Annotated in this window: 17 protein-coding genes and 4 pseudogenes; 6 read left to right on the top strand and 15 right to left on the bottom strand. The window is 68.8% G+C overall.

The window, feature by feature from the left end:
- Positions 1–197 precede the first annotated feature (197 nt).
- Positions 198–1,883: a PucR family transcriptional regulator ligand-binding domain-containing protein gene (locus tag ABZT06_RS03035; protein WP_355733894.1), complete on the top strand. Its 1,686-nt coding sequence runs from the start codon at positions 198–200 to the stop codon at positions 1,881–1,883.
- 704 nt (positions 1,884–2,587) lie between these two features.
- A pseudogene (locus ABZT06_RS03030) lies at positions 2,588–2,791 on the top strand (KUP/HAK/KT family potassium transporter); the annotation flags it as partial.
- 50 nt (positions 2,792–2,841) lie between these two features.
- Here the strand turns inward: ABZT06_RS03030 and ABZT06_RS03025 are convergent.
- Positions 2,842–2,967, bottom strand: a pseudogene (locus ABZT06_RS03025) (transposase); the annotation flags it as partial.
- Between the two features lie 335 nt (positions 2,968–3,302).
- Here ABZT06_RS03025 and ABZT06_RS03020 point away from each other — a divergent pair.
- Complete coding sequence (locus ABZT06_RS03020; RefSeq protein ID WP_355733892.1) at positions 3,303–3,503, top strand: hypothetical protein; 201 nt, start codon at positions 3,303–3,305, stop codon at positions 3,501–3,503.
- Here ABZT06_RS03020 and ABZT06_RS03015 read toward each other — a convergent pair.
- Positions 3,482–4,033, bottom strand: a complete 552-nt coding sequence (locus ABZT06_RS03015; protein ID WP_355733889.1) for a hypothetical protein — start codon at positions 4,031–4,033, stop codon at positions 3,482–3,484. The two genes, ABZT06_RS03020 and ABZT06_RS03015, sit on opposite strands and share 22 nt — an antisense overlap.
- Before the next feature lie 154 nt (positions 4,034–4,187).
- Between ABZT06_RS03015 and ABZT06_RS03010 the strand changes: the two genes are divergently transcribed.
- Both ABZT06_RS03010 and ABZT06_RS03005 read left to right on the top strand, forming a co-directional pair.
- The gene (locus ABZT06_RS03010) at positions 4,188–4,982 is read left to right on the top strand and encodes a hypothetical protein (protein ID WP_355733886.1); all 795 of its coding nucleotides are present in this window, start codon (positions 4,188–4,190) and stop codon (positions 4,980–4,982) included.
- A 13-nt stretch (positions 4,983–4,995) separates the two neighbouring features.
- Positions 4,996–5,418 (top strand): hypothetical protein, encoded by a 423-nt coding sequence (locus tag ABZT06_RS03005; RefSeq protein WP_355733884.1) that lies wholly within the window; start codon positions 4,996–4,998, stop codon positions 5,416–5,418.
- 93 nt (positions 5,419–5,511) lie between these two features.
- Here ABZT06_RS03005 and ABZT06_RS03000 read toward each other — a convergent pair whose 3' ends face one another.
- From ABZT06_RS03000 to ABZT06_RS02975, 6 genes are all read right to left on the bottom strand, one after another.
- On the bottom strand, positions 5,512–6,777 hold the full coding sequence (locus tag ABZT06_RS03000; protein WP_355734100.1) for an MFS transporter: 1,266 nt from the start codon (positions 6,775–6,777) through the stop codon (positions 5,512–5,514).
- Positions 6,778–7,111: 334 nt separating this feature from the next.
- Complete coding sequence (gene solA / locus ABZT06_RS02995) at positions 7,112–8,257, bottom strand: N-methyl-L-tryptophan oxidase (RefSeq protein ID WP_355733881.1); 1,146 nt, start codon at positions 8,255–8,257, stop codon at positions 7,112–7,114.
- 21 nt (positions 8,258–8,278) lie between these two features.
- A complete protein-coding gene (locus ABZT06_RS02990) occupies positions 8,279–9,682 on the bottom strand; it encodes an FAD-dependent oxidoreductase (protein ID WP_355733878.1) in 1,404 nt (467 codons plus the stop codon).
- Positions 9,683–9,797: 115 nt separating this feature from the next.
- The gene (locus ABZT06_RS02985; RefSeq protein WP_355733875.1) at positions 9,798–10,211 is read right to left on the bottom strand and encodes a hypothetical protein; all 414 of its coding nucleotides are present in this window, start codon (positions 10,209–10,211) and stop codon (positions 9,798–9,800) included.
- Between the two features lie 28 nt (positions 10,212–10,239).
- Positions 10,240–10,725: a RidA family protein gene (locus ABZT06_RS02980; protein WP_355733872.1), complete on the bottom strand. Its 486-nt coding sequence runs from the start codon at positions 10,723–10,725 to the stop codon at positions 10,240–10,242.
- A 47-nt stretch (positions 10,726–10,772) separates the two neighbouring features.
- Positions 10,773–11,453 carry a haloacid dehalogenase type II gene (locus ABZT06_RS02975; RefSeq protein ID WP_355733870.1) on the bottom strand — a complete coding sequence of 227 codons (681 nt, stop codon included), beginning with the start codon at positions 11,451–11,453 and terminating at the stop codon, positions 10,773–10,775.
- A gap of 855 nt (positions 11,454–12,308) precedes the next feature.
- On the opposite strand from ABZT06_RS02975, the gene ABZT06_RS02970 reads away from it, so the two are divergent.
- Positions 12,309–12,995: a GntR family transcriptional regulator gene (locus ABZT06_RS02970; RefSeq protein WP_355733868.1), complete on the top strand. Its 687-nt coding sequence runs from the start codon at positions 12,309–12,311 to the stop codon at positions 12,993–12,995.
- A 263-nt stretch (positions 12,996–13,258) separates the two neighbouring features.
- On the opposite strand, the pseudogene ABZT06_RS02965 reads toward ABZT06_RS02970, so the two are convergent.
- The 7 genes and pseudogenes from ABZT06_RS02965 to ABZT06_RS02935 all read right to left on the bottom strand — a co-directional run.
- A pseudogene (locus tag ABZT06_RS02965) lies at positions 13,259–13,525 on the bottom strand (ABC transporter substrate-binding protein); the annotation flags it as partial.
- Between the two features lie 734 nt (positions 13,526–14,259).
- A complete protein-coding gene (locus ABZT06_RS02960) occupies positions 14,260–14,571 on the bottom strand; it encodes a site-specific integrase (protein WP_355734110.1) in 312 nt (103 codons plus the stop codon).
- A gap of 140 nt (positions 14,572–14,711) precedes the next feature.
- A pseudogene (locus ABZT06_RS02955) lies at positions 14,712–15,125 on the bottom strand (lyase family protein); the annotation flags it as partial.
- An 87-nt stretch (positions 15,126–15,212) separates the two neighbouring features.
- Positions 15,213–15,566 (bottom strand): cupin domain-containing protein, encoded by a 354-nt coding sequence (locus ABZT06_RS02950; protein WP_355733866.1) that lies wholly within the window; start codon positions 15,564–15,566, stop codon positions 15,213–15,215.
- A 143-nt stretch (positions 15,567–15,709) separates the two neighbouring features.
- A complete protein-coding gene (locus ABZT06_RS02945) occupies positions 15,710–17,149 on the bottom strand; it encodes an NAD-dependent succinate-semialdehyde dehydrogenase (RefSeq protein WP_355733863.1) in 1,440 nt (479 codons plus the stop codon).
- Complete coding sequence (locus ABZT06_RS02940) at positions 17,146–20,040, bottom strand: FAD-binding and (Fe-S)-binding domain-containing protein (RefSeq protein ID WP_355733860.1); 2,895 nt, start codon at positions 20,038–20,040, stop codon at positions 17,146–17,148. The genes ABZT06_RS02945 and ABZT06_RS02940 overlap by 4 nt, the downstream gene beginning before the upstream one ends.
- The gene (locus tag ABZT06_RS02935; RefSeq protein ID WP_355733858.1) at positions 20,037–20,186 is read right to left on the bottom strand and encodes a hypothetical protein; all 150 of its coding nucleotides are present in this window, start codon (positions 20,184–20,186) and stop codon (positions 20,037–20,039) included. The genes ABZT06_RS02940 and ABZT06_RS02935 overlap by 4 nt, the downstream gene beginning before the upstream one ends.
- Positions 20,187–20,193: the final 7 nt, after the last annotated feature.

Genomic DNA, 20,193 nt, shown 5'->3' with positions numbered 1-20,193 from the left:
GCTCCGGTCCGGTCGAGCATCTCCGCGTACCTCGATGACGCCAATGCGCGATCTGTCCGTCCCCGCCGCGGCATCTGGACGTTGTGTCAGCCGCACCCGGCATCACTCCCCACTCGTCCTGCTCACAGCAGCCCTATCAGAGCTCTTGCGCAGGTCAGCAAGGATTGTCAGGGTGACGGAGCACCCAGGGAGGCCCCATGCACGAGATCCACCACACGGCTGCGCGGCCCGTCACCGACGGTCCTGACGCCTCCTTGGCAGGCCCGGACATGGCCACCGCCAACCATCCGCTCACCGTGGCCGACGTTCTGACCCTTCCCGTCCTCGCCGCCGGGCAGCCACAGGTCGTCACCGGAGCAGACCTCCTCGACCGCCCCGTCCGCTGGGTTCACATGACCGAGCTGACCGACCCTGCCTCCTTCCTCAAGGGCGGCGAGCTCGTACTGACCACCGGTATGCCCCTGCCCGAGGAGCCGGCCGGCGTACGCCGCTACGCGAACGAACTCGCCGACGTCGGCGCGGCGGCCTTGGTCATCGAACTGGTCCGCCGTTACCACCGCCCGCCGGATGCCCTGGTCCATGCCTGCGAGACCCGCGGGCTCCCCCTCGTGACCCTGGCCAAGGACGTCAACTTCCTTGAGGTCACCCAGGTCGTCCACGCTCTCATCCTCGGCAACCAGGCCGAGGAGATGCGTCGGACCCAGCGCATTCACGAGGCGTTCACCGCCCTCACCCTGCGCGGCGCTGTGCCCGAGGAGGTCATCCGTGCCGCCGCTGAGATGAGCGGCCACACCGTCGTACTGGAGAACCTGAGCCACCAGGCACTGATCTGCGCGCCCTGCGCAGGCACGGTCGAGGCAGCGCTCAGCGACTGGGAACGGCGCTCACGAGCGACACCTTCCGCCGGCCGCACATCCGTGTCCGAACCCGGCGGCTGGCTCGTGACATCCGTGGAGTACCAGGGCGAGAGCTGGGGCCGGGTGGTCATGCTGCCCGCTCCGTCGGGCCGGCCCACCCCCTCGGCATTCGGCCCGACGGCTGTGACCGTTCTGGAGAGAGCTGCGATGGCCCTCACCATCGCCCGCGTCATCCAGCCCGTGCCCTGGGAACGCACCGCACAGCGCAATCTCCTGCGCGACCTCGTCGGACAACGTCACCACTCTCCTGCGGACGCCGCGGCCCGGGTCGCCGCACTGGGTCTGCCCGCCAAGGACTGCGGCTTCATGGCCGTGCTCGCGGACTTCCCACAAGAGACGGACGCTACGAAAAGCGAGGCCCTCCTCTGCGAAGAGCTGAGGAAGCAGGGGACACAAGCCCTCGTCGGCGTTCTCGGCCCCACGCGCCTCGGCATCCTGCTGTCCCTGCGCCCCGGCCAGCCCTGCCCACCCGTGGTCGAACATCTGAGCCGCACCGTACTCGAGTTGGCGCCGGGGGCCACCGTCAGCGCAGGCGGTGAGGCGACGGACCTCTTCGATGTCGCCCGGTCCTTCCGCGAGGCGACCCGCGTCGCCGAAGCCACCGAGCCCGGCCGGCCGCTCCCGCCGGGACGCTCCTACCACAAGCCGTCCGACATCGGCTTGCGCCGCCTTCTCTTCGCGCTCAGGGAGGACATCCGGATCCAGGACTTCACCGAGCGCCGGCTCAGCCGGCTCCTCGACCATGATGCCCGCCACGGGACGGACTTGCTGACGACCTTGCGCCACTACCTTGACGCGGCAGGCAACAAGACCCTGGCAGCCCGCTCCGGCTCTCTGTCCCGCGAGACCGTCTACCAACGTCTGCGCAGCATCGAGCGGATACTCGACTGCGATCTTGAGTCCGGCGAACACCGCACCGAACTACACGTGGCACTCACAGCGTTCGACGTCCTACGAGCCAGGTGAGCCGGTAGGAATCAACAGGCCGACTGCGCTCCCGATGCGTGACCCAGGCATACAAAGGGGCACACTGCTGACCTCATGCGGAACGCGTTCGCGGGCATACGGCTGTGGAGAAGCGGGCGCGCCACGTCAGGGGCGTGACCGTTCGGAGTGGACGCCTGCCCAGCAGCAAGACAGACGTGAACATACGAGGAAGCCGGTCAGCTCGTCTCCGCACCTGTTCCAGGGCTCTCCCACGACCTGACGGCCTTTCAGCCCGTCGTCATTCGTGCGTCACGCCGCAAGAACCAACGGGCTCCGCCACTCCCCCGCACCCCTCCTCCTCAGACGAATACCCAGGTCACGCCACCTTCACCCGTTCCCGCCTCCCAAACCAGTCGAGCCGACGAAAGAAGACAGAAAACCGCAGGTCAAGATCCCTTTCCAGCGGGTTCCAGGATCGCGACGCACTCCACGTGGGAGGTCATCGGAAACACATCGCAGACCGGACCTTCGAGAGAAGCAGCAGGTCAGAGGCACTTTTATGGCCCTTCTGGCGAGCATTTCCACCCTCGGAGCGTCAGACGAGCGTCACGGACGACGGTCCGGCCCCGGTGGTGTTCAGCACGCAACGGCGTGCGCCGCGAACACTTGTGCAGTGGATCGGTATCGTCCCCCCGTGATGCGCCTGCTCCGGAGCACGGCTGCACGAGCGGAGGAGGACTGCCATGGCCGATCGCCTGCACGAGACCGTGTCGGACGGCGGATCGACGTCGGCGCCGCCGGGGGCTCATGGTCCGAGCGGGCGCGACGCGGTGCGCCTGGCGATCGTGATCGGGGCGCTCGGCGTGGTCTTCGGCGACATCGGCACGAGCCCGATCTACACCCTGCAGACCGTGTTCAACCCCGATGACCCGCACCCCGTGCCGGTCTCGACGCAGAACGTGTACGGCGTGGTCTCGCTGGTGTTCTGGTCGGTCATGATCATTGTCGGTTCGAGTTTGTCGTTGGCGACGCGTCGGGACAGCAGCCGACGGCCGCTCTCGTCGATCGCGACGCAATGATGGTGGGTCTTTCCTGCATCGATGCCGGCCCAGATCACGGTCATGTGGTGCCTCCGTGCGGTGTGCTGTTGGCGCTTCCCGACGGACGACCTCGCTGTGGATTCCTACTCAGCGATCACTCGCAATTACTAATGGGCAGCCGAGTCGTCGTGGGGCGCTGGGCGGCCAATCACTGAAAGCCACGAGCGGCAGAGCCTTTTGAACCACACCCGGCACCCCTGGGCGGGTCAACCATACGAGGGCTCACCACGTCCCGCAGAACAACGTAGGGAGCCCTTTCCAACCTGGCCGTTGGATTCGGCAGTTGGGCTGACAACGTGGTGAAGCCCCTGGTATCTACGCCGACAAGGGGAATTGCAGGGTCCCCGGCGGCCCCAACATGGCCACGCCTCGAGGCAGCGGCTACAACGAGGCTTCGCTGAGCGCCACGGGGACGGTCACCCTGTCGGCGGCGGGAAAAGTCCAGCTGCTGTGCAACAGTGAGAAGGTCCTTGCTGCGCCACAGGACCCCGCGGCCAACGTCATCCTCGTGGCCACCGGGGCCGGGCTTTTCGTCGATCAGGGAACCGGCGCGCAGTAGTCCCCAGGCGCCGCAGCCACACTCCCGTCACGCGGGCGCGGCGCTGCACCCGGAGGCCGACGCAGCAGGTGCAGACAGATGGCGGCGGCGACGACGGTGCGCCGATCGCCCGCCTCCAGGCGGGGGTCCATGTCGACGACGTACTGCTGCAACCCGATCCACGAGTCGATGGTGCTCACCGTGACCCGACCGAGAATCCCCTGGGTGGGCACTCCTTCCGGGGCGGTCTCGGTGACATGCCATTGGGTGAACGGCAGCCCGGGCCGGGAGAGGAAGAGGTGGCGCCCCTGGTCCGTCCGGAGACCGAGCTGGAGGGACTTGAAGAGTCCAGGGGCGCCCGCGTTGCCGACCTCCCGGTGCGCAGCGTCAGTGAAACGGAACTCTGCCGGCCCGGAGTGCTCGATGCGGACGATGACCTCGCCGGACGTGTGGGTGAGGACGTAGTGCGTATCGTCGGTGCAGGTGAGCGAGGCCAGCGTGGTCCCTCCCGGGTGAACACGGCCAGGGCGGGACCCAGGTATCTGCGCCACCGCGAGCGCTTCAGCTGCCCGACCACTACAAGAACGCCACCGACGAGTACGGCAACCACTACTCCGCCGGGCGCGAGCGCGACGTCCCCTGGGTGGCCATCATCCCGGTCGTCAACGCCATCCGCGTGCTGGAGCGCATGGTCGAACCCGGCGGTTGCTGTTCAGCCATGCCGTGCACGGCGCCATGGCCGGGCCCAGCATCGGCTCCCTGCGCTCACCCGCCCTGCGGACCCGGATCGAGGACTTCGTGACCTGGGCCTACGCCGAAGCCGCCCGCCACCACCTGCCCAGCGAAGTCATCCAGCCCAACCCGAACGGAGCGGTCGGCACGAGGCGCTTCCGCCGCACCCTGGCCTGGCACATCGCCCGCCGCCCAGGCGGGCTCGTCGCCCTCGCCATCCAGTACGGCCACATGCGCACCGCGCTGGTCTCCGAGGGCTACGCCGCGCGCAGCCGAGAAGGCATCCACGAACTGATCGACATCGAAACCGTCCGCGCCGTGGCCGACACCGTCGCCAACCTCAACGACGATCTGGAGGTTGGTGGCGGCATCTCCGGCCCGGCCGCCCGGCGCGCCATCAAGACCGCCGCCCGCGCCCCGCGCTTCGAGGGCACCTTCATCAACGCCACCACCGGGCGCCGCCTCCTCACCAACGACGACGCCCTCATCTACGACAACCTCCAGACGCTCCTGCTGTGCCACTACAAGCGCGAGCAGGCCCTGTGCCACCGCACCGGAGTTCGCGACTCCCCGCGGCTCGATCACTGCGTGTCCGGCTGCGGCCACATCGTCCGCACCGACACCACGCCGCCCAGCTTCGCGACCGCGCCGATGCGCTCGACAAACAGGCTGGTCACGTGCCCCAGCCGATCAGCGTGCGGCTGCGCGACCACACCGAGCGGCTGCGCGGCGCAGCCGACACCCGCGACCGCACCCGGATCACCCTGAAGGACACCACGACATGAACGGAGCCATCGACGAACGGGACCGCATCCGGGCCGCGATGGAGCGCACTCTGTTCGGCCGACCGGAGCACTCCAACGGGGCGCTGACCGTGGTGGCCCTCGCCACCGAGGCCGGCGTCCCCCGCAACGCCCTCACCCAGCGCCAGCTCAACCTGAAGAACGAGTTCTACGCCAAGGTCAAAGAGCGCGGACAACCCACGGACGCCGAGACCCAGCTCCGCAAACAGGTCGTACGGCTCAAGGAACTCCGCACGAAGGACAAAGCCGAGCTCGAACAACTCCGGGCCGATACCGAAGGGCTGGTGCGGGCTGTCAACCAACTGACATTGGAAAACCGGCAGCTGCGTGGACTGCTGTCGACTCCCGACCCGGCTGTCCGTGTCCTTCCCGTCCAGTACATCCCGCCCCAGGCCAACTGACATTGAGACCAGGCGGGGTGGCGCGGCTGAAAGGCGACGGGTCAGGCCACCTGTTTGAGGGCAGGAACCAAAGACGGCCCCGCCCGCATTCGCCTACCGTTCCGAGCAGCTGGGCAGGATCGCCACCGCTAGGGCCGGCACTACGGCGAGGATCAGCCAGGGCACGGCAGGTGGCAGGTCCAGGTCGAGCAGGGAGCCGGTGACTGAGCTCCCGATGAGGACGATCAGGCCGGAGACGGAGGACAGCGCGCCGGTGTAGAGGCCGATGCGGCCGTCCTCGGCGAGGTCGGGCACCCAGGCGCGGGCGGCGGGGACGACCAGCATCTGGCCGAGGGTGAGCAGGACGACGTATCCGGCAGGGGGCAACAACCCGGCGACACCCGTCCAGCCGGCGGGCCGGGCGGCGGCCACGACCCCGAAGCCGGCCGCGATTAGCAGCAGCCCGGCGATCATTGAGCGGCGCAGGCCGAGCCGGTCACCTGCCCAGCGTGTGACGGGCAGTTGGGCGCAGACGACCAGCAGGGAGGACAAGGCGAACAGCCAGGACAGGGCTGCCTGGGAACCGGTCGCGCGCTGCACCTCGTCCGGCAGGGCGAGGTAGAGCTGGTTGTAGGCGAGCAGGTAGGTGCCGTAGGCGCAGCACAGGGCGAGGAAGCCGCGTTTGCGCAGCAGCAGGCGCGTGCCGCCCCGCTGCCGGGTGCGCACTCGGCCGGGGATGTGCTGCGGCATCAGCCATACATGTCCGGCGAGGACGAGGACGAAGACTGCGGCTCCGGCGAGGCAGGTGGTGCGGAAGTCGACGGCGAGCAGCAGGGCGCCGAGCAGCGGGCCGATGAAGGCACCGGCCTGTCCGGCCGCGCTCAGCAGAGCCAGCACCCGAGTGCGTGAACCGTGGCCCTCTTCCTCCCTGATCACCGCCTGCCGGGCCACTTCGGACTCCACTGCCGGTGAGAACAGTGCGGCGGCGAAGCCGATGAGGAGCACCGCGCCGATTACCGTCCAGGTCGTCTGCGCGTACCCCAGCCAGGCGAACCCGGCGATCCGCACCACGCAGCCGGTCAGCACGATCGGGCGTACGCCGTAGCGGTCGACGAGTGCGCCGCCGACCACGAAGAGGCCCTGCTGGCTGAAGGTCCTGAGACCCAGGACGAAGCCGACCAGCCACCCCGCCATGCCGAGCGCGGTGCCGAGGTGCTCGGCCAGGAACGGCAGGACGGCGAAGAAGCCGATGTTGAAGGTGAGTTGCGTCAGGATCAGCAGTCGCAAGAGCGGCGACAGATGCTGCCAGGTCCGCTCGCGTGAAGGCTTGGTCGTCCGGACGGTTCGGCGGGTCAGGGCGCGGGAGATGAGATCGGGCATGGTGGTGTCCGTCTGTTCCTGGGTGGTGTGAGTACGGGCGTACGCGATCTCTCCGGCACCGTCTGCGGTGTCCCGCTGGGATGGTCCGTGGGCGCTCCGGGGTGGGCCGACGCCCGCTCCCTCAGCCGCGGCCATCCGTGCTCCACCGGCCGCCGTGAACGCGAGCGCGCCGAGCAGGGCCCAGGACGACGGCCGGGGCGAGGACGGCCCAGGGGGTGCTACGCATACGGCTGGTTCTCGGCATCGTGGCGGGAGATCAAGAGATGGGTCCCGCAATGACCGTCAGCCATATGGCGATACCGAGGCCACTGCGCCGAGGCGGCCGGAGTGGCGGCTACCTGGTCTTGAACCGGTCCGGACGCACGAAGTCCAGCCCGTCGAACATCTGCTTGCCGAGCGCCTCGTGTGCGGCGATGTGGCCGTAGCCGGTCGCCATTTTGAAGCCCTTGCCGGAGAATCCGGTGGCGCAGTAGATGCCGCTGTTCTCGTCCAGCCAGCCGATGAGGGGATGCCTGTCCTCGGTGAAGAGCTCGGGGAAGGCGTCGGCGCGCGCGATGGTGGGGATCAGACCGGGGAAGAATTCGGTGACGATCTCGGTGACCTTCTCGATTTCTTCCTGGGTGAGTTCCCTGGGCACTGCGTCCGGGTCGGGGGTTGCCCGTGCGCGCCCGGTCGGCGGTCCGTCGACTGATGCCTTGACCGTCACACTGTCGACGGCGGGCGCGCCGTACATGGAGCGATCGTCGTACCACCGGCTGAAGACGGGGAAGTTCTCCGGCGAGAACTGCGTGCCGTCCTGGGCGATGAACCAGGTCAGGACGATCCGATGGGTTTCCGTGACGGCCTTGAGGTGGTCGGGCATGAGCCTTCGGGACCAGCCGCCCGAGGCGACGATGACCTTCTCGAACGTCCAGGTTCTGTCGCCCGAGGTGACGACCACACCGTGTTCGGTTTCGGTGATGCTGTCCACGGGTGTGTTCTGAAGGACTGTGGCGCCGTTCGCCTGGGCCGCCGCGACGGCGGCGCTGACGGCGCGGTCGGTGCGCAGAACGCCGGCGCGGGGGTCGTAGACGGCGCAGTCGTCGGGGCGGAGGTTGTGCTGAGGGTAGCGCTCCGCCAACTCCTCGCGGCTGAGGAGGCTGTGTTCGGCGCCGGTGACGCGGGTGGCCTCGAGGAGGCTGTTGATGTAGCTGCCGTTCGCCGTGCCGATGGACAGGCCCCCGGTAGGGGTGAGGATTTCCTGCCCTGTTTCTGCTTCGAGCTCGGCCCACAGGCCGCGGGAGCGTTCAATGACGGGGTAGTACTCGGGCTTCCCGAGGTAGACCATGCGGAACAGGCGGGTGTCCCCGCCCACGGCGCTGCGGCCGTGGGCCGGGGTGGCGGCCTCGAAGCCCACTACCGAGTCGGACAGCCGGGAGGACTGCCACAGGGCCATGCTTCCGATGCTGCCCAAGCCGATGACTGCGAGTTTTGCGTCCATGACAGCAGTTCCCTTTTCGTTCTATTCGTGAAGTCCGGCGAGGCGGCTGCCGAATCTGGCCAGGAGTGAGGTCTTGCTGGAAGCCCTGCGCTCTTCCCACTGGTCGGCGATACCGAAGAGCCGGTACATGGCGTGAACACCCAGCCAGCGAACGGGTTCCGGTTCCCACTTCCGCGCCCGGTAGCCCACCCAGGGAAGGGTGGTCCGTTCGGTTTCCTTCTCGAAGGCGAGCTCCACGAGCGTCCTGCCGCCGACGTAGGCTGCCGTGACACCGTGGCCCGCGTAGCCGGAGGACGATCCGATCCCCGCCGCCGAGTCCCAGAGCACGCCGCCGTTCCAGTCACGCGTGACGCCCAGGACTCCCGACCAGGCGTGGTCCACCTCGAAGGGGATGTCCGGGAAGAAGGTACTGAGCTTGTGCGAGATCAGGTCGATGGTGGACTGGGCGGTCGCACCGGCTCCCCCGGTGCCGGACCCGAACCGGTAGGGGATACCGCGGCCCCCCATGGCGATACGGCCGTCCGCCGTCCGCTGGGCGTAGATGAACGTGTGCGCGGAGTCGTTGAGGCACTGGGGACCGCTCCAGCCGATCTGCTGCCATGCTTCCTCAGGCAGGGGCTTGGTCACGATCATCGATGAATTGACCGGGATCAGGGTCCGGCTGCCCAACAGCTTTCCCGAATAGCCTTCGGTGCAGATGAACGTCTTCGCTGCGGTGACACGCCCGTTGGCCAGGGTGAGAGTCTTGCCCTCGACACTGTTCACCCGGCTGCCCTCGTAGATCCTGACCCCCATGGAGGTCAGGGTGCCGGCGAGGCCGTGGACGAGCTTCGCGGGGTGGATCCGCGCGCAGTGCTTGTAGAAGAGCCCGCCGTGGACGGTGGATATGTTGATCTGTGACTGGAACTCGTCCCGGTCGAGCAGCTGGATCTCGTCCTCGGTCAGCCCGTACTTCAGTTCGACATCACGTCTGGCCACCAGCCGGCCCAGCCCCGCCCGAGTGTGGGCGGCGACGAGCGCGCCACCCTTGTGCTGATCCGCATCGATGCCCTCGGCCTGGAGGATGTCCAGGACCGCGTCGACGCCGGCGACGAATTCCTGCTGCAGTGCCCGGCTCGCTGCGAGTCCTCCGCCGGCGCGGGCGAAGGCGGCACGGTTGCCCGGAGGCATCGCCGAGAGCCAGCCGCCGTTGCGCCCTGACGCGCCGTAGCCCACCTGTTCGGCCTCAAAAACGGCGACGGAGAGGGACGGTTCGAGCTTCTTGGCGAAGTACGCCGCCCAGAGGCCGGTGTAGCCGCCGCCGACAATGGCCACGTCGACGGAGTCCTGGCCGGTGAAGCGGGGGAACGAGGGCTTCTTGTCGGCCAGTTGGGCCACCCAGAAGCCGAGCTCTCCGTTTCGAGGGGATGCTGCAAAAGCGTTCATAATGAGTCTTTCTTTTCTGCGTCCGGGAACCGTGTGGGCCGGTGCTGGAAGGCGGTGTGACCGCCGCCGACGGGAAGGGCCGGAACGACGGGCTCAGCGACCTCGATCAGGACCTTCAGCCACCCGGCGTCGCCCCCCGTTGCATTGGCGAGGGCGCTGATGGCCGCGACGTTGTCGACGCCGACCCGCAGACGGGTCGTCTCGACCAGGCACCGGATCCGCGGCCCTTATCGTTCCCCGCGGGCCGGATCGGGTGGGCGATGAAGATGCCGTCGAATCCGGCCTCGGCGAAGACCTCGGCCTCACCCACGTTGCCCACGGTGATTCCGTTGGTCTCCGCCTTGACCTGGCGCCGACCGATCTCAACGCATTTGTGCGTCTTGACGTGCGGCCTGACGTCGAGGCTGTGCTCGGCGGCGAAGCCCTGAATACGGTCGATGCCGTCCCGCATCACGTGGGCCGGCACGATCGGCGCCGCAGTGTCGATGCGCTCGACGAGGGCGCCGAGTGCCTGTCGGAGCCGGTTCACAGTTGTACTGCCCGTGATCGGTTCGCCGCTACACCGCAGTGCAGACCATCTGTATCTCCACCGGGGTGTTGAGGGGCAGTCCCGCGACACCGATCGCGGTCCGGGCATGCCGTCCGTTCTCGCCCAGCACCTCGATGAGCAGTTCACTGGCTGCGTTGGCGACCTGCGACTGCAGAGCGAAGTCCGGCGTGCTGGCCACGAAGACGAGCATCTGCGCTATCCGGACCCGGTCCAGATCACCCACCGCCTGCACAGCGGCGGCCAGGCAGTTGAGCGCGGCATGGCGCGCGAGCTCCTTCGCTCCCTCCAGCTCCACGTCCCGGCCGACAACGCCCTGCCCCAGCAGCTCACCGTCCTTGAAAGGCAGTTGGCCGGAGATGTGGATGCTGGAGCCCACCGCCCGGTGGTGCACGAAGTACGCGTTACCTGCGAGGTCGGGCAGCTCCAGTCCGAGGTTCTGGAGCCTTTCCGAAGCCGAGTCACCCTTGACGGTTTGAGGCAGGGGCTGACTCATGCCGCCACCGCCTTGCTGAGGATCATTTTCCAGTTCTCGCTCGGGTGTCAGGGGCGGGGCAGGCCGAAGAGGACGGGAAGGTCGGCGATGTCGGTGATCCGCTCGTAGCCGAGCCAGTGCTCGTCGTGCTCGAAGCCGCGGTCGACGTACACCTTGTTCTCGATGCCCATGATGGCCGCGGGGCGGTGGTCGTACATCGGGCTCGCGGAGACGTGCACGATCTCGTCGGGTGTCACGCCGAGCTTGTCGAACATGTACTCGAACGCACTGAGTCGCGGCTTGTAGACGCCCATCTCCTCGGCGCTGATGACGACCTCGAAGGGGGCCTTGAGGTTCTCCGAGAGGCGCTGGGCGTGCGCGGTGTCGCTGTTGGTGATGATGACCAGCGGGACCGCCTCGGCCAGGCGGTTCAGCGCCTCGGTGACACCGGGGTACGGGCCCCAGGTGGGGACGATCTCGTACACCGCCCGCGCGTCGTCCTCGCGGTACTCGAGACCGACCTTGCGCGAGGCGCGTTCCATGGAGCGCGCGACGATCTGGTGGAACGGCTGGTACGCGCCCGTGCACTCGTCGATCCGGTACGCCTTGCAGATCCGCAGGTACTCGTCGGCGACCTCGGCCGGCAGCCGGTCGCCCAGGACCTCACGCATCGTGTCGTTGATGCGGAACTTGATCAGCGTTCCGTTCATGTCGAACGTCACGAACTTGGGCTTGACATCGAATCCCATGATTCCTCCTAGTGCTTCAGCGGAGCAGCTTGAGCCGCGATGGACGATTGTCGACCAGCGCTGTCGATTGTCGACCATGTTGGTCTCGACTGTCAACGAGTTTGGGCAGCCGACGTCCCCTATGGCCATCGGAAGCTCCGCCTCGGCGGGGGCGGCTTCGGGTCGCCGGCGCCACATCGGCGCGGCGGAGGGTGTGAACACGGGTCTGCAAGGCTGAGGCGAACGCCGATCAATGGCCCTTCGCGACGCTTGAGGAGGCTGCGGAGACCCGGGCGTGCGTACGGCGCAGACGCGTTCGGAGGGCATTCTGGCGCGCATCGCCCATGGCGCGCTCACCAGGAACGCGCCACCACCCACCCTGCCGCCACCCGCATCCTTGGCGCACCGACCGGTGCCTCTACTCCCGGTGCTGCCGCGACAGGGCTGGGGTCGCAGCGTGGACTGGTACCCCGGCCAGGCCGGTTCGGGTTCAGTGTGGGACGCGGAGGTAGTCTCCGGCTCCCGCCCTTCCATGGCGCAACGGAGTCTGTGAATCGTCCACGACGCCGTAGCGCGAGTTCTGCCGGACCCGCTTCCAACTGCGACCCGGTCGACCACTCCGGCTCCCGGCAGGGCCGCCCCGTCCGGTACCGCCCCAAGCGCGCCGCGCCTGCAGGGTCGGCTTCACTCTGCTGCACATCAAAAGCACCCGTGGCAGGACCAGCATGGTCCGACCATCAAAAGGCCCCCAAGGCGCCGACCTGTCCTGTGTGTCAGGGGAGCGTGCTCAGAAACCAAGTTGATTGTCGATGCAAGATCAGTGGAGGTATAGTCGACAAAAGAATGGTCGACAACGACCAAGGGAGGCACTTCGGAGTGGATCACAAGTTCGAGTGGCAGGAGCAGCGGATGACGACGCCGGACGGCGTCTACCGCACACTGCGTGCCGCCATCCTCGACGGGACCGTACCTCCTGGTGGCCAGCTGCGCGAGGCGCACATCGCCGCTGATCTCGGGATCAGCCGGTCCCCGCTGCGCGAGGCGCTGACCAAGCTGGAGGAGGAGGGGCTCGTCGTCAAGATCCCCTACCGTGGGGCGTTCGTCGTAGAGGTGAGCGCTCGCGAGGTCGCCGAGATCGACTCGGTCCGGCTGCGTGTCGAGCCGTTCGCCGCCGAGCTCTCGGCCGAAGCACTGCGCGGTCCCGAGCGGCCTCAGTTGCTGCAAACCGTCGAGGATCTCCGCCGGGCGATGGAGAAGGACGACATCCCAGCCAGCATCGACGCGCACCTTCGCTTCCACAGGCTCTTCTACGAGCTCTCGGGGCACGGCGTCCTGCAGAGTCTCTGGAACGGCTGGGAGACCAAGCTGCGCCTCCACCTCAGCGTCGATCACCGCACCTACAGCGACAACCCGCAGCAACTGGTCATCGAGCACGAGAGATTGGCCAAGGTTGCCCTGGAAGGCGACACCGACGCGTTCCACCAGGAACTGGCTGCCCATTTCCCCAAGGGGCTGGGAGCCCATACGGAAGACCCAGGGGAGCGTACGTCCCAGCACATGTGAGGCCACGCTGCCTGCGTGGTCCATGCCCTCTTGCCACCGTGACCTCGTAGACCAATGCCAGGAAGCCAAGGATCGAGCCCGCAGTATCTACGTGTTCGTGACCTTGAAGGGGCCGGTTCCGGTGCCGATCGGACTGACGGTGCCGTCCTTCGCGTACGCCTTCTTGGAGAGGATGGCCAGCGCGGGCTCGCCAGCCGCAGCAGGAGCACCGGGTCGGTGGCCTCGGTGCGGATGGTGTCGGCGTCGTCGGCCTTCGCGGTGAGGGTTACGCCGCTGAGGACGCGGGGCTTGGGTGTAGCGGCGTCTGTGTGGTCGAGCGCGTTGACCACGGAGTCGTCGGTGACCGGCGTGCCGTCCTGGAAGGTGGCCTTGGGCAGCTCGAAGGTCCAGGTGGTGGGGTTGTTCTGCTTCCAGGACTTCGCCGGCGCGGGGGCTGCGGCCCCGTTCTTCTCCAGGGCGGTGAGCCCTTCGACGACGGCGAGCTTGCCCAGCAGGGTCGCGTCATCGCTGTACGGCGACAGGGCCTGCACCGGCGGCCTCGCGAGCGTGACCCTCAGCTGACCGGCCGACCCGCCTTCCGGCTCCGAACCGGATCCTTCTCCACCGGAGACGAAACAGCCGGCCAGCAGCGGAGTGAGGGCCAACGTCAGCAGGAGACCGCGGGAGGTCGTTGCATGGGAGCCCTGTCATGCGAGATGGGTTGGCATGAGCCCGTGCGCGCGCAGAGAGGGCAGGGCTGCTCGCTCGGCATATAGGCCCTGTAGTCCTAGCTCAGACATCAGGGAGCAAGTAACCCGCCGGTAGGTTCCGGCGCTATCGCTGAGCTGGGACGACTCCGCCAACAGATCGGCGTTGCGTGACGTCAGCGCGTCGCACCCGCCGGTACGGCCCGCTTTCCCGATGCCTTCGCGTGACGGTACTGCTGGTGCCGACGCCGGTAAGCACGGTCTCGACAACGGGCAGGCGTCCCGGCGCCGGGACCCCGCCGCGTAGGTCATGCGTCCGCACACGGGGCACGTCAGCCGCCGCAGCAGGCGTTTGTTGTCGGTGGCCACCGCCTTCAGGAACAGTCGGCCGAGCGCTCCGATCCGCTCTGTGACCTGTCGGTCCCTGTACGCCTGGGCCCGGCAAGCAGGGCCGCAGTACAGGCGCCGCCGTGTCGAACCCTTGGGTAGCACAGCGCCGCAGACGCAGCAGTACCGACGGCGGGCCATGCCTCCAGGATCGCTCGTGTGGACGGCTTGGAGGAACCGCCGACGGATACTTACCGCTTCCGCCGGGCGGCGGGGTCGCGCTCGGCGACATGCTGGGCGACGGCATCGACACCGGGACGCGCGTACCGCTCCAGGGAGCGGACGGAGGCATGGCGGGAGCGGGCCAGCAGCATCGGCGTGGAGGTGCCGCCCTCGGCGTCGTGCGCCAAGGCACTGTGGCGTAGCCGGTGGAGTGTCCAGCCATCCAGGTCCTCGATGTTCTCCGGCGAGGCCAGCGGGTTGGCCAACAGCCGGGTGTCCTCCTCGAAGATCTCTTCGGCCCGGCGGTAGGAGAGCCGGGCCCTGCCGGTCTCCGGGCGCACGTCGAGCGTCGGTGTTCCGGCGGGTGATCGGCTCGAGGGCGTTGAGCTGGAGCTGTCCGGCCTCGGTGGCCATCGTCGTTGCCGATCACTTCGAAGGCGATTTGGACGACCACCTCGGGGATCACCGGGTTGACCTTGCCGGGGCATGATAGACGGACCGGCCTGCACCGGAGGCAGGTTGATCTCGCCCAGGCCCGGCGCGGCCCGGAGGACAGCAGGCGCAGGTCGTTGCAGCTCTTGGACAACTTGACGGCGATCCGCTTGAGCACAACGGACATCTCCACGAACGCCCAGCGGTCCTGGGTCGCCTCGACCAAGTAGGCGGCGGTGACCAACTGGAGCCCGGTGATCTAGGCGAGGTGACAGCGGGCCAACTCCGCGTATCCGGCGGGAGCGTTGAGGCCGGTACCGATGGTCGTGGCACCCAAGTCGATCTCCTGGATCAACTCCACCGCTTCCGCGAGGCTACGGTCCTCCTCGATCATGACGGCGAACGCGGAGAACTCCTGGCCGAGGGTCTTGGGCACCGCGCCCTGGAGACGGGTGCGGCCCATTTTGAACACGGCGCGGAACTCGACGGCCCTTGCGGCGAAGGCATCCTGCAGGATGGCCATCGGCGCCGCGGGCGTCGCGCGTCGGCATCACCTCACGGTCACGTAGATCTTGCGCACGGTTTCGATGGTCTTCCACACGCCGACGAAGCCCGGTTTCATGACAAAGCTGTCGCCCGCCTTGTAGACCACCGGCTCGCCACCTTCCGGCGTGAGTTCGACGATGCCGGCGAGGATGTGGCAGAACTCGAAGGTCTCGCCCTTGATCGAGCGCATCTCGCCGGGCGTCGTCTCCCAGACTCCCGTATGGATCGTCTCCCCGCGTGCGACGTCTTGGGCCCAGGTCCTGAACATGGGGTCGCCGGAAATCAGGCGCTCCGGGAGCGGTCCGGACTCGTGCGGCGTGAAGGAGGGACGGGTGTCGATGGTCTTCAGGAACGACATGTTCTCTTTTCCAATGGCTCGGGAAACCCGTGTTCGGGCTCGGGAAATCGATGGCCGCCCACCCGTGCCCGGCGACGTGGAAACCGGGCACGGGTGGGGCCCTTCGCGGTGCGTGCTGCGGCGCGGTCAGGGCATGACCGCCGTCAACTCACGGGCACCGCGAGGTACTGGTAGTCCAGGAACTCGTCGATCCCCACCCGGCCGCCCTCGCGGCCGAGGCCGGACTGCTTGACGCCGCCGAAGGGTGCGGCCGGGTTGGAGACGAGGCCGGTGTTGAGGCCGACCATGCCGACCTCCAGGCGTTCGCTGACGCGCAGGGCGCGGTCCAGACCCTCGGTGAAGACGTACCCGACCAGGCCCCAGGGGGTGTCGTTGGCGCGCCGGATCACCTCGTCCTCGTCGTCGAAGGTAAGGATCGCGGCGACGGGGCCGAAGATCTCCGTGTCCATGAGGCGGCTGTCGGGAGACACGTCGGTGAGCACGGTCGGCGGGTAGAAGCAGCCCGGGCCCTCCGGCGTACGGCCCCCGACGAGGACGCGGGCACCGCGCTCGACCGCGTCGGCGACCAGTTCCTCGACCTTGGCGCGGCCGGTCCTGTCGATCAGCGGTCCGACGTCGACGCCGTCCCGGGTGCCGGGGCCCACCACGAGCGCGCCCATGCGCTCGGCCAGCCGCCGCCCGAACTCCTCCGCCACCGACCGGTGGACGAAGAAGCGGTTGGCGGCCGTGCACGCCTCGCCCATGTTGCGCATCTTGGCGATCATCGCGGCGTCCACGGCCGTGTCCAGGTCGGCGTCGTCGAAGACGATGAACGGCGCGTTGCCGCCCAGCTCCATCGAGGTCCGTACGACCGCCTGGGCGCTCTGGGCGAGCAGCAGCTGCCCGACGGCCGTGGAGCCGGTGAAGGAGAGCTTGCGAATCCGCCCGCCGCGCAGGAGCGGTTCGCACACCTCCCCCGCACGGGAGGTGGTGACGACGTTCAGCACGCCGTCGGGCAGCCCGGCCTCCTTGAGGATCGCGGCGAGGGCAAGGCTGGAGAGCGGGGTCTGCGGGGCCGGCTTGAGCACCATGGTGCAGCCGGCCGCGACCGCCGGGCCGATCTTGCGGGTGCCCATGGCCAGCGGGAAGTTCCACGGGGTGATCAGCAGACAGGGACCGACCGGGCGGCGGGAGAGCAGCATGCGGTTGCGGCCGTCCGGCAGGGTGGCGTGGCCGCCGTCGATGCGGACGGCTTCCTCGGAGAACCAGCGGAAGAACTCGGCCGCGTAGGCCACCTCTCCCCTGGCCTCCGCGAGCGGCTTGCCCATCTCGGACGTCATCAGGTGGGCGAGCTCGTCCGTGCGCTCGACGATGATCTCGTAGGCGCGGCGCAGGATCTCACTGCGCACGCGGGGTGCCGTGCGGGCCCACTTCTCCTGCGCCTGCACGGCCGCTTCCTCGGCGAGCTTCGCCTCCTTGGCGCCGGCGTCGGCGACGTGGCAGAGGACCTCACCGGTGGCGGGGTCGTCCACGGGCATGGTGGCGCCGTCCGCGGCGTCTACAAAGGAGCCGCCGATGAACAGTTGCGTGGGTGTGTCGGTCATGAGGTCTCTCCGGATCGGTGGGCGGCGGGGTCGAGCAGTTCGGCCAGGTGCAGGGCGCGGATGCCCTGGTCACCGGCGAGGTGGTCGATCTGGGTGGCGCAGCTGAAGCCGTCGGCCACGACCACGGCGGGCTCGTCCTGGTCGATGGCGTCGAGGCGTGGCTTCAGTGCCAGGTCGGCGACGGCCATCGAGGTGTCGTAGTGCTCTGCCTCGAAGCCGAAGTTGCCGGCGAGTCCGCAGCAGCCTTCGGCCTCGTCGACCTTGGTCACGCCGAGGCGGCTGAGGAGGTCGCGGGGATGGCGGCCCTTGAACGTGGCGTACTCGTGGCAGTGGGTCTGGAGTACGACGTTGTCCGGCAGCTCGGGAGGCGTCCAGCCGGGCGCGGCGAGGTCAGTGAGGGCTCCGGTGAGGGTGTGGACGCGGGCCGCGACGCGCCGGGCGGCGTCGGTGCCGAGGAGTTCGGGCACGTCCCGCTTGAGCGCAGCGGCGCAGCTGGGTTCGGCCACGACGACGGGCCGGTCGTCGCCGTTGTCCAGGCGGGCGACGGTACGGGCCATGACGCGGCGCGCGGTGGACAGTTGCCCGGTGCTGACCCAGGTCAGACCGCAGCACAGGTCGTCCCGCGGCGTGCAGGGGAGGCCGGCGTCGGCGAGGACGCGGCTCACCGATTCCGCCACCTCGGGGCGGAAGGCTCGGGTGAAGCTGTCGACGAAGAGCACGGCCTTCGCCGGTTCACCGGTCCTCGCCGTACGCAGGGCCCGGCGCAACGCCTGCCGGGAGGCGAAGGCCGGGATCCGGCGCTCGGTGGTCACGCCGCCGAGGCGGGCGAGCAGCTTGCCGACCGGACCGCGCAGCAGTGCGTTGACCGGGCGGGCGACGTATCCGACGAGTGCGGAGGTCAGGGGCAGCCATCCGAGCGAGTAGTGGGAGCGGGGCCGGAGCCTGCCCTTGTAGTGGTGGTGCAGGAACTCCGCCTTGTACGTGGCCATGTCCACGCCGACCGGGCAGTCGCTGGAACAGGCCTTGCAGGACAGGCACAGGTCGAGGGCGTCACGGACCTCCGTGGAGCGCCAGCCGTCCTGGACGGTTCCGCCGCGCACCATCTCCTGGAGCAGACGAGCCCGGCCCCGCGTCGAGTCGTTCTCCTCTCCCGTGGCCCGGTAGCTGGGACACATCACGCCGCCCGCGTCGCTGCGGCAGCGGCCGACACCGACGCAGCGGCGTACCGCGCCCGCGAAGCCGTCCTCGTCATGGGGGAAGGAGAAGAGGGTCTCGACGGGCAGCACGTCGGCGGGCGTGTGCAGCGCCAGATCGGCGTCGAGCCGGGCCGGTGCCACGATGATGCCCGGGTTGAGCAGCCCCTCGGGGTCGAAGATCTCCTTGAACGCGGCGAACGCGCGGATCAGCTGGTGGCTGTACATGACCTCCAGCAGCTCGCCCCGGGCCCGGCCGTCGCCGTGCTCGCCCGACAGGCTGCCGCCGTGCTCCACAACCAGGGCCGCAGCTTCCGACAGGAACCGGCGAGTGGCGGCCCGGCCGATGTCCGTGGCGAGGTCGAAGTCGATGCGCACGTGCACGCAGCCGGCGCCGAAGTGCCCGTACAGCACGCCGGTCAGGCCGTGCGCGGCCAGCAGCTTGCGGAAGTCCCGCAGGTAGGGGGCCAGGTTCTCCGGCGCGACGGCCGCGTCCTCCCAACCGGGCCAGGACGCCGAGCCGTCGACGAGTCGGGCGGCCAGTCCTGCCCCGTCCTCGCGGACCCGCCACAGCGAGCGCCGTTCGGCCGGGCTGTGCACGACCCGCCCGCCGGTCAGCCGGCCCTGCGCCTCAAGCACGTCCAGCAGTTCGTCGGCGCGGGCATCGACAGTCGCCTGGTCGTCGCCGTCGAGTTCGACGTACAGCCAGGCACGGCCCTCGGGCAACCCGGTGACGGAGTCCGGACCACGCCGGGCGCGCATGGTGGCGACGATCGCCTCGTCCATGCCCTCCACGGCGGTGGGGTTCCAGCGCAGGATCTCGGGCACGTCCTCCGCGGCGTCGACCACGTCGTCGTAGCCGAGCGTCAACAAGGTGGAAGCCTGCGCGGTCGCCACCAGGCGGACCGTCGCTGCGGTGACGACCGCACAGGAGCCCTCGGTGCCCACCATGGCACGTGCCATGTCGAAGCCGTGCTCGGGCAGCAGGTGGTGCAGCTGGTAGCCGGAGACCTGGCGCGGTACCCGGCCCAGTTCGGTACGGATCGACGCCAGGTTGGCGTCGATCAGGCGGCGTACGTCCGTTTCGAGGCGGGCGACCCGCCGGACGGCGTCCGTGTCGTCCGGATCGGCCGCGCGCAGGCCGGTACGGTCGGCGACGGCCCGCACTCCGTCGGCCGTCACGATCTCCAGCGCCTCGATGTGCCCGCTGGTACGCCCGTGCCGCACCGACCGGTTCCCGCACGCGTCGTTGCCGATCATGCCGCCGAGGGTGCACCGGCTGTGTGAGGACGGGTCGGGCCCGAAGGTGAGCCCGTGCAGGGCGGTCGCGCTGCCCAGCGCGTCCAGGATCACTCCGGCCTCGACGCGCGCCGTGTGCGCCACCGGGTCGATGTCCAGGATCCGGTTCATGTACCGGGAGAAGTCCAGGACGACACCGGGCCCGACGGCGTTGCCCGCCATGCTGGTGCCGCCGCCTCGCGCGGTGACGGGGACGTGCGTCTCGCGGCAGGCCCGCAGCACCGCGACGACGTCGTCGGCACTGCGGGGGAAGACCACGGCCCTCGGCGGGACCCGGTAGTTGGAGGCGTCGTAGGCGTAGAGGCCGGTGGATCCGGGGCCGGTCTCCACTCGCAGGCCGGGCGCGGTCTCGGCGAGCCGCGCGGCCAGCGGCTCCAGGGCCGTGGTGGTGTTCGTCATCGCCGTGCCGCTCCCGATGTGCCGGCCTCGACCGCGGTCGCCCATGCCTGGAGGCCCTCGTCCACCGCCGTCTTGTCGATGGCCCGTTGGATCGGCGTCCCGTTCATGTCGAACGTGACGAACTTCGGCTTGCTCTCGAACTCCATGGGTCTC

The organism is Streptomyces sp. NPDC005483 (genome assembly GCF_040606035.1).
GTDB lineage: Bacteria > Actinomycetota > Actinomycetes > Streptomycetales > Streptomycetaceae > Streptomyces.
Note: the sequence above shows the minus strand (reverse complement) of the source record. Positions and strands in the feature narration are given on the sequence as shown.